The organism is Mesorhizobium sp. M0676, from assembly GCF_040320535.1.
Lineage (GTDB): Bacteria > Pseudomonadota > Alphaproteobacteria > Rhizobiales > Rhizobiaceae > Mesorhizobium.
Genome location: NZ_JAMYPU010000050.1, coordinates 20,117 through 27,493, shown reverse-complemented (window position 1 = coordinate 27,493; position 7,377 = coordinate 20,117). Strand labels below are relative to the sequence as shown.

Genomic DNA, 7,377 nt, shown 5'->3' with positions numbered 1-7,377 from the left:
ACCCTGCGCCGCGCGCCCCCCCCCCCCCCCCTTCGTTTTCGCAGGCTTCGAAATCACTCCTTTTCGAAGATGCGTGCCTTGGCGACGACGCCAGCGATTGCGCCGCCGATCAGCGGCGCAACGATGAACAGCCAGAGCTGGCTGAGGGCTGCGCCGCCGGTAAACAGCGCCGGGCCGATCGAACGCGCCGGATTGAGCGAGGTGCCGGTCACCGGGATCATTGCGAAGTGCAGTCCGGCCAGCGTCAGGCCGATGACCAGGCCGGCGAACGCCGTCGAGTGCTTCTCGGCGGTGACGCCGAGGATGACGGTGACGAAGGTGAAGGTGCCGATCAGCTCCCACAGGAAGGCCGAACTCGTCCCCCATTTCGCCACGTCCCAGCCATTGGCGCCGAAACCGGTGGTGTGCCCGCCGGTCTGGCCGGAGACGATGATCCACAGCGCCAGCGAGGCCAGAATGGCGCCGATGATCTGCGCGATCCAGTAAGGAATGACATCCTTGGCCGGCAGCCGGCCGGCAAGGAAGACGCCGAGCGTGACGGCTGGGTTGAGATGTGCGCCTGAGATGGGACCCACCGCGTAAGCCGCCGCAATCAGGCCGATGCCGAACGCCAGGCCGATGGCTTCCTGGCCCAGCGGCAAGTCGGCGAGAAAGCCACCCGTCGCCACCGACGCCGTGCCGATAAACACCAATAGAAATGTCCCTAGAACTTCCGCAAGATACGTTTTCATTGCCCTCTCCTCGTATCGATCCGTCGGTCCGCTTTTCCGCGCCGCGAATCATGGCGCAAAGAGTATTCCCAACGCAAAAGCTTGGAAAGCTGAGCAATTGCGCCACAGATCGTGCTTACGGCGGCCAGTTACCAACATTAGAGACCTTGCATATATTTGAGATTTGTTATCGCCGGCGGGCGGACATTTGCCGGCGGGGAAAATCGTCGGCCGCGAGCGGAAGGCCTCGTCGCCGCGAAATTCAAGCGGGGTTCAATCTCGACGCGAAACGCTCTAAGAGCAGGCCGAAAGATACTGTGCTCGATAGATGGAATGACGAATGCGACTGGGCGGACGGCTGGCGGCAGCCATTGAAGTGCTGGACGACATTGGCCGGCGCCACCGGCCGGTGGCCGATGCGCTGAAAGATTGGGGCCTGTCGCATCGCTTTGCGGGCGGCGGCGACCGCGCGGCGATCGGCAACATCGTCTACGACGCGCTGCGCCACAAACGTTCCGCCGGCTGGCTTTTGGGTGAAGACACGCCCCGCGCCATCGGCTTCGGCGCGCTGCTCATCGAATGGGGCCAGACGCCGCAATCGCTTAACGATGCGCTCCAGGGTGACAAGTTCGCGCCGCCGCTGCTCAGCGCCGCCGAGTTGCAGGCGCTGGCCGAGCGCCGGCCTGAAGACGCGCCGGAGGCGGTGCGGGCGGACATACCCGACTGGTGCGCGCCGCTCTTCGAACGATCCTTTGGCGCAGACTGGGTTGCGGAAGGGGCGGCTTTGGCGACCCGCCCGCCGCTCGACATCAGGGTCAATACGCTGCAGTCCGACCGCGCCAAAGTGCTGGCGGAACTCGCCGAAACCGGCGCCAAGGCAGCCGCTATCGCGCCACAAGGCATTCGCATCCCGCCCATCGACGGCGACGGCAGGCACCCGAACGTACAGGCCGAGCCGGCCTTCCAGAAAGGCTGGTTCGAGGTCCAGGACGAAGGCTCGCAGATCGTTGCCGCCCTTGCCGGCGCGCAAGCCGGGATGCAGGTGCTCGATTTCTGCGCCGGCGCCGGCGGCAAGACGCTGGCGTTGTCGGCGGCGATGGCCAACAAAGGCCAGGTCTTCGCCCATGATGCCGAAAAAGCACGGCTGGCGCCGATCTTCGACCGCCTCCGCCGTTCGGAAAACCGCAACGTCCAGGTTGTCACCAAGCCGGCTGAGCTCAGCCCCCTCGCAGGCCACATGGACATCGTGCTGGTCGATGCGCCCTGCACCGGCAGCGGCACCTGGCGGCGCCGTCCAGACGCCAAATGGCGGCTGATGCAAAGACAGCTCGATGCCCGCAAGGGCGAGCAGTCGGCGATCCTCGATGCGGCGAAGGCCTATGTCAAACCGGGCGGCCTGCTAGTTTACATCACCTGTTCGGTGTTCGACGAGGAGAATGGCGAGCAGGTCGCCGCCTTTCGCGAACGGCACAAGGGCTTCGTTCCGGTCGATCATCGCGCGCTTTGGGATGCCAGCTTCCCCGGTCACGCAGCGGCCGCCCGGATCGGCAAGACAAGCGATATCTCGCTGTCGCCGGCTCTGAGCGGCACCGACGGCTTCTATTTCTGTGCGCTGCGTCGGGCGAATTGACGCTGCGATTGACAGACTGACATAGCGCTCCAGTTGCAGATGCGCGGCGTCGCCCGCCAGACGGGGTAGAATTCTTGCAAAGATATGTGTCGCTTCTGCTTTTCCTCCTTCTGGTGCTCGGCGGCGGCCTGTTGATCGGCTATGCGACGTTGCCGGGTGAATGGTATGCCTCGCTCGCCAAGCCGCCCTTCAACCCGCCCAACTGGGTCTTCGCGCCGGCCTGGACGCTCCTTTATGTCCTGATCGCCGTAGCCGGCTGGCGGACATGGGAGCGGGAACGAGCAGGCGCCGCGATGAAGATCTGGGCCCTCCAGCTTGTTCTGAACTTCGCGTGGTCGCCGACTTTCTTCGGCGCCAAACAGATGGGGCCGGCACTGGTAGTGATCCTGGCTCTTCTCGCCAGCATTGCGCTGTTCATAGCCACGGTGTGGAACCGCGACCGGGTTTCCGGCTGGCTGTTTGCGCCCTATGCCGCGTGGGTAGCCTTCGCCACCTTGCTCAACGCGTCGCTGCTCCTGTTGAACTGAGTGCTTTGCTGCAGTGCAGCAAAAGCATTTGCGTGGCGTTCAGGCGTCTGCGATAAGCTTTGCAGATAAATCAGGGCGATGGCCATGGCAGCAAAGATCGTACCCGCACCCGATTATGAGGACCGCGTCAGGGCGTCGTTCGCGCGCCAGCAGGCGATGGCGACCATTGGCGCCGAGCTGACCCTTGTGACGCCGGGCATCATCGAGATCGAAATGCCCTATTCCCAGGCACTGACCCAGCAGCACGGTTTCCTTCATGCCGGGGTGATTTCGACGGCGCTGGATTCGGCCTGCGGCTATGCCGCATTTTCGCTGATGCCGAAAAATTCCGGTGTGCTGACCATTGAGTTCAAGGTCAACCTCCTGGCGCCCGGCCGGGGCGAACGCTTCCTGTTCCGCGGCTCGGTGACCAAGCCCGGCCGCACCATCATCGTCGCCGACGGCCAGGCCTACGCCTTTGCCGCCGATGGCGAGGCCAAGCTGATCGCGACCATGACCGGCACGATGATGACGGTGGTTGGCCGTGACGGGATAGCAGGCTGATGGCCAAAATTACGCGAATTGGTGGCAAGGACGTCCTCTTCGTCATGGCGGCGCAGGCCGAGTACGGTCCGCATCTGCAAAAACTGTTCACGCCGCTGATGACGGGCGTCGGCCCGGTAGAGGCAGGTGTGCGGCTCGGCGCCGAACTGTCATGGCTGAAATCCGAGAAGGCGTTGCCCGATCTCGTCGTCTCGCTTGGCTCCGCCGGCAGCCGCACACTGGAGCAGACGGAAATCTACCAGGCGGTCTCGGTCAGCTATCGCGACATCGACGCTTCGCCACTAGGCTTCGAAAAAGGCGCGACGCCGTTCCTCGACCTGCCGGTGACCGTCCCGCTATCATTCAGGATACCGGGCATTAAAGAAGCCAGCCTGTCGACCGGCGGCGCCATCATCACCGGCGCCGCCTACGACGCCATCGCCGCCGATATGGTCGACATGGAAACCTTCGCCTGCCTGCGCGCCTGCCAACTGTTCGCCGTCCCTCTGATCGGCCTGCGCGGCATATCCGACGGCGCTGCCGACCTCAGGCATGTCGGCGACTGGACCGAATACCTCCATGTCATCGACGAGAAGCTGGCCGATGCGGTCATGCGCCTCGAACAGGCCATCGGCTCCGGCACGCTACACAAGGAGCAGCCTGGGCAAGAGCCGGCAGCGCTCTGAAAGTCGGGCTACGCACCCCATTGCGCCGACTCGTTTCTTTCTCTAAAGGCTCGCCATGACGACAGCCAATCATCCCGATACAGTCCTGGCCGACACCGTTCTCATCATCGATTTCGGCAGCCAGTTTACGCAGCTCATCGCCCGCCGCATCCGCGAGGCCGGCGTGTTTTCCGAGATCGTGCCGTTCCAATCGGCCGAAGCTGCCTTCAAGCGCATCAATCCGAAAGCCGTGATCCTGTCGGGCGGTCCCGCCTCGACATCGGACATCGGCAGCCCGCGCGCGCCGCAGATCGTCTTCGATGCCGGCGTGCCGGTGCTCGGTATCTGCTACGGCCAGATGGCCATGTGCGTGCAGATGGGCGGCGTCGCCGAAAGCTCTAACCATCGCGAATTCGGCCGCGCCTTCGTCGAGATCCAAAAGGACAGCCCGCTGTTCGAAGGCCTGTGGGCGCCCGGCCAGCGTCACCAGGTGTGGATGAGCCATGGCGACCGCGTCATCTCGCTGCCCAAGGGGTTCGAAGTCTTCGGCAAGTCGGAAGGCTCGCCTTTCGCCATCTTCGGCAACGTCGCGCGCAAGATGTACGGCATCATGTTCCACCCGGAAGTTGTGCATACGCCGGATGGCGCCAGGCTGCTGAGAAACTTCGTGCACAACATCGCCGGCCTCGAAGGCGACTGGACGATGCGCGCCTATCGCGAGCATGCGGTCGAGACAATTCGCAAACAGGTCGGCAAGGGCAAGGTGATCTGCGCGCTGTCGGGCGGCGTGGATTCATCGGTCGCTGCCTTGCTGATCCACGAAGCGGTAGGCGACCAGCTGACCTGCATTCTTGTCGACCATGGCCTTATGCGCAAGGACGAGGCCGCCGGCGTGGTGGCGATGTTCCGCCAGCACTATAATCTGCCGCTGGTCCTTGTCGACGCGTCGGAAAAATTCATCTCCGCGCTGGAAGGCGAGTCCGACCCCGAGACGAAGCGCAAGACCATCGGCCGGCTGTTCATCGAGGTGTTCGAGGAAGAGGCCAAGAAACTCGGCGGCGCCGATTTCCTGGCCCAGGGTACGCTCTATCCCGACGTCATCGAAAGCGTCTCCTTCACCGGCGGCCCGTCGGTGACCATCAAGTCGCACCACAATGTCGGCGGCCTGCCTGCGCGCATGAACATGCAACTGGTCGAGCCGCTGCGCGAACTGTTCAAGGACGAGGTGAGGGCACTGGGCAAGGAACTCGGCCTGCCCGAAAGTTTTATCGGCCGCCATCCGTTCCCTGGACCAGGCCTTGCCATCCGCTGCCCCGGCGGTATCACCCGCGAAAAGCTCGAAATCCTGCGCGAGGCCGACGCCATCTATCTCGACGAGATCCGCAAGGCCGGCCTTTACGACGCCATCTGGCAGGCTTTCGCCGTGCTGCTTCCGGTGCAGACCGTCGGTGTGATGGGCGACGGCCGCACCTACGAATTCGTCTGCGCCCTGCGCGCCGTGACGTCCGTCGACGGCATGACCGCCGACTTCTACCACTACGACATGGCTTTCCTCGGCGCGGCGGCCACCCGCATCATCAACGAAGTCCGCGGCATCAACCGCGTCGTCTACGACGTGACGTCAAAGCCGCCAGGCACCATCGAGTGGGAGTGATTCAGGCCCACTCAAACGCCGCCGAAAACACGCCATTGTACGCCACAACCATTTGATAACACGTATAATCCATTCGCAGACAATCAGCGACAATCGGTGCGGAGATTGGATTTGACGGACCGGCTGACGGACCTTCCGCAAATTGCTAGCTCAGATTTTTCGAAGTACCGTCAGATCCAATGAGGCTCTGACGGTGTTTTTTGATGCCTTAAGGCACTGGAGATAAAACGAATGTTCTGCCGAAGAGCCTCGAAATTGTACTGACGGTACTTTTCAGGAGGTACCGGGGAATGCTGACGGACGTCGCCCTTAAAGCCCTGAACCAAAAGAGAAATCTGCAAGATTGCGGACCGTGACGGCATGTATGTTCGCGTCATGCCCAGTGGCGCGATCTCCTTTCGGCTGGACTACAGGCTCAACGGAGGCCGCGAGACGGTCTATCTTGGCAGGTATGGACGGGACGGAATCTCGCTTGCCTCAGCCGGGAGAAGTGTCTCGACGCGAAGCGCGCTATTGGCGAGGGACGGTCGACGGCGATAGAAGCGCCGAGTTGTGACCCCGATCTCCGGCCGACTTCAGCGCCGAAATGGCTACCAAACCAAAGCGATGTCCGGGCCTTCAAGGCCTCATCTATTCCGGCCAAGCCGGCCCGGAGCGCCGCATTCACTCACATCCCTTGAACCTGAGTGCAGAGTTGCCGCATCGAAGCCATTTGAGCAGCCGAGTTTGCGCCCGAACCCGTGCTGGTGCTGGCGGTCGTATCGCCAGCTGTATTCGAGGATCCCGACGTGCCGGTGGTTGTACCCGAACCAGTGCTGTTGCTCGCCGTGGTGTTACTGCCGGTCGAACCCGTGCTGCCTGAGGTTCCGGTGGTTGCGCCAGAGCCGGTGCTGTTGCTGGCCGTGGTATTACTGTCGATCGAACCCGAGTTGGCTGATGTGCCGGTCGTTGCGCCAGAGCCGGTGCCGTTGCTGGCCGTCATTCTCGAACAGTCGGAGCGAACCTGTGCCTGTTGTGCAGAGCTCAGGGACGACCAGTTCTTGCGGATCTCATCCTGCGACAGAAGTCTTCCCGAATTGGCGTCGCTGAAGAATGAGCCGGAGAGCTTGCTGTCCCAGCCGCTCGGGATACCGCTTTGGCCGGAGCCGGACGTAGAGCTCATACCCGACCCGGCCGATGAGCCGGACGTTCCGTTCGTGCCGCTGGATGTTCCCGACGACTGCGCCAAGGCCGCGGTGGCGAGACAGAGAGAGATCGCTGTAGCTGTCAAAATCTTACGTTTCATGTGAGTCTCCTTTGGGGTTCGACGCCGTTGCGGCGTCGAATCCTAACCCCGAGGAAAGGCACTTGTTCCTGTAAAGAGTGGAATTCAATGTCATGATCCTTGTGCACCAGCCTTGGGTCTCCAATGCGATGCCGGAGCGCCTCAAGGACGACTGACGCCTCAGGCGAGAGCTGTCCGCCCACTGGGGTGTTATAGGCGATATGCAGAGCGCTTCCCGAATGGTTGGGTGCCACCATCGGGTAATTGCGAGGCAGGTTCCATTTGGTTCGGTAATCGTCCGGATTCATGCCCAGTCGGCCAAGGTGCGAACTGCGTCGGGTCTCGGTTAGAGACAGGAGGGTGGCCTTTGCCGCGGCGTATAGCTCGACATGCGGAGCTCGTCTC

At 62.6% G+C, this 7,377-nt stretch carries 8 protein-coding genes and 1 pseudogene; 7 read left to right on the top strand and 2 right to left on the bottom strand.

What is annotated here, in order from left to right; genetic code table 11:
- Positions 1-53: 53 nt before the first annotated feature.
- A complete protein-coding gene (locus NKI35_RS30095; RefSeq protein ID WP_352742397.1) occupies positions 54-731 on the bottom strand; it encodes an MIP family channel protein in 678 nt (225 codons plus the stop codon).
- A 319-nt stretch (positions 732-1,050) separates the two neighbouring features.
- On the opposite strand from NKI35_RS30095, the gene NKI35_RS30090 reads away from it, so the two are divergent.
- From NKI35_RS30090 to NKI35_RS30060, 7 genes and pseudogenes are all read left to right on the top strand, one after another.
- Positions 1,051-2,340 carry an RsmB/NOP family class I SAM-dependent RNA methyltransferase gene (locus NKI35_RS30090; RefSeq protein ID WP_023681821.1) on the top strand — a complete coding sequence of 430 codons (1,290 nt, stop codon included), beginning with the start codon at positions 1,051-1,053 and terminating at the stop codon, positions 2,338-2,340.
- Positions 2,341-2,414: 74 nt separating this feature from the next.
- Positions 2,415-2,867, top strand: coding sequence for a TspO/MBR family protein (locus tag NKI35_RS30085; protein ID WP_023818642.1), 453 nt, complete (start codon positions 2,415-2,417; stop codon positions 2,865-2,867).
- Positions 2,868-2,951: 84 nt separating this feature from the next.
- A complete protein-coding gene (locus NKI35_RS30080) occupies positions 2,952-3,410 on the top strand; it encodes a PaaI family thioesterase (protein WP_023681819.1) in 459 nt (152 codons plus the stop codon).
- Entirely contained in the window at positions 3,410-4,075 is a 666-nt protein-coding gene (locus NKI35_RS30075; RefSeq protein WP_031193243.1) for a 5'-methylthioadenosine/S-adenosylhomocysteine nucleosidase, read from the top strand. The genes NKI35_RS30080 and NKI35_RS30075 overlap by 1 nt, the downstream gene beginning before the upstream one ends.
- Before the next feature lie 55 nt (positions 4,076-4,130).
- The gene (gene guaA, locus NKI35_RS30070; RefSeq protein ID WP_023681817.1) at positions 4,131-5,708 is read left to right on the top strand and encodes a glutamine-hydrolyzing GMP synthase; all 1,578 of its coding nucleotides are present in this window, start codon (positions 4,131-4,133) and stop codon (positions 5,706-5,708) included.
- A gap of 290 nt (positions 5,709-5,998) precedes the next feature.
- A pseudogene (locus NKI35_RS30065) lies at positions 5,999-6,250 on the top strand (Arm DNA-binding domain-containing protein); the annotation flags it as partial.
- A gap of 198 nt (positions 6,251-6,448) precedes the next feature.
- Positions 6,449-6,997, top strand: a complete 549-nt coding sequence (locus tag NKI35_RS30060; protein WP_023681816.1) for a hypothetical protein — start codon at positions 6,449-6,451, stop codon at positions 6,995-6,997.
- Here NKI35_RS30060 and NKI35_RS30055 read toward each other — a convergent pair.
- Positions 6,990-7,280, bottom strand: coding sequence for a MucR family transcriptional regulator (locus tag NKI35_RS30055; protein WP_348524871.1), 291 nt, complete (start codon positions 7,278-7,280; stop codon positions 6,990-6,992). The genes NKI35_RS30060 and NKI35_RS30055 overlap by 8 nt on opposite strands.
- Between the last annotated feature and the right edge of the window lie 97 nt (positions 7,281-7,377).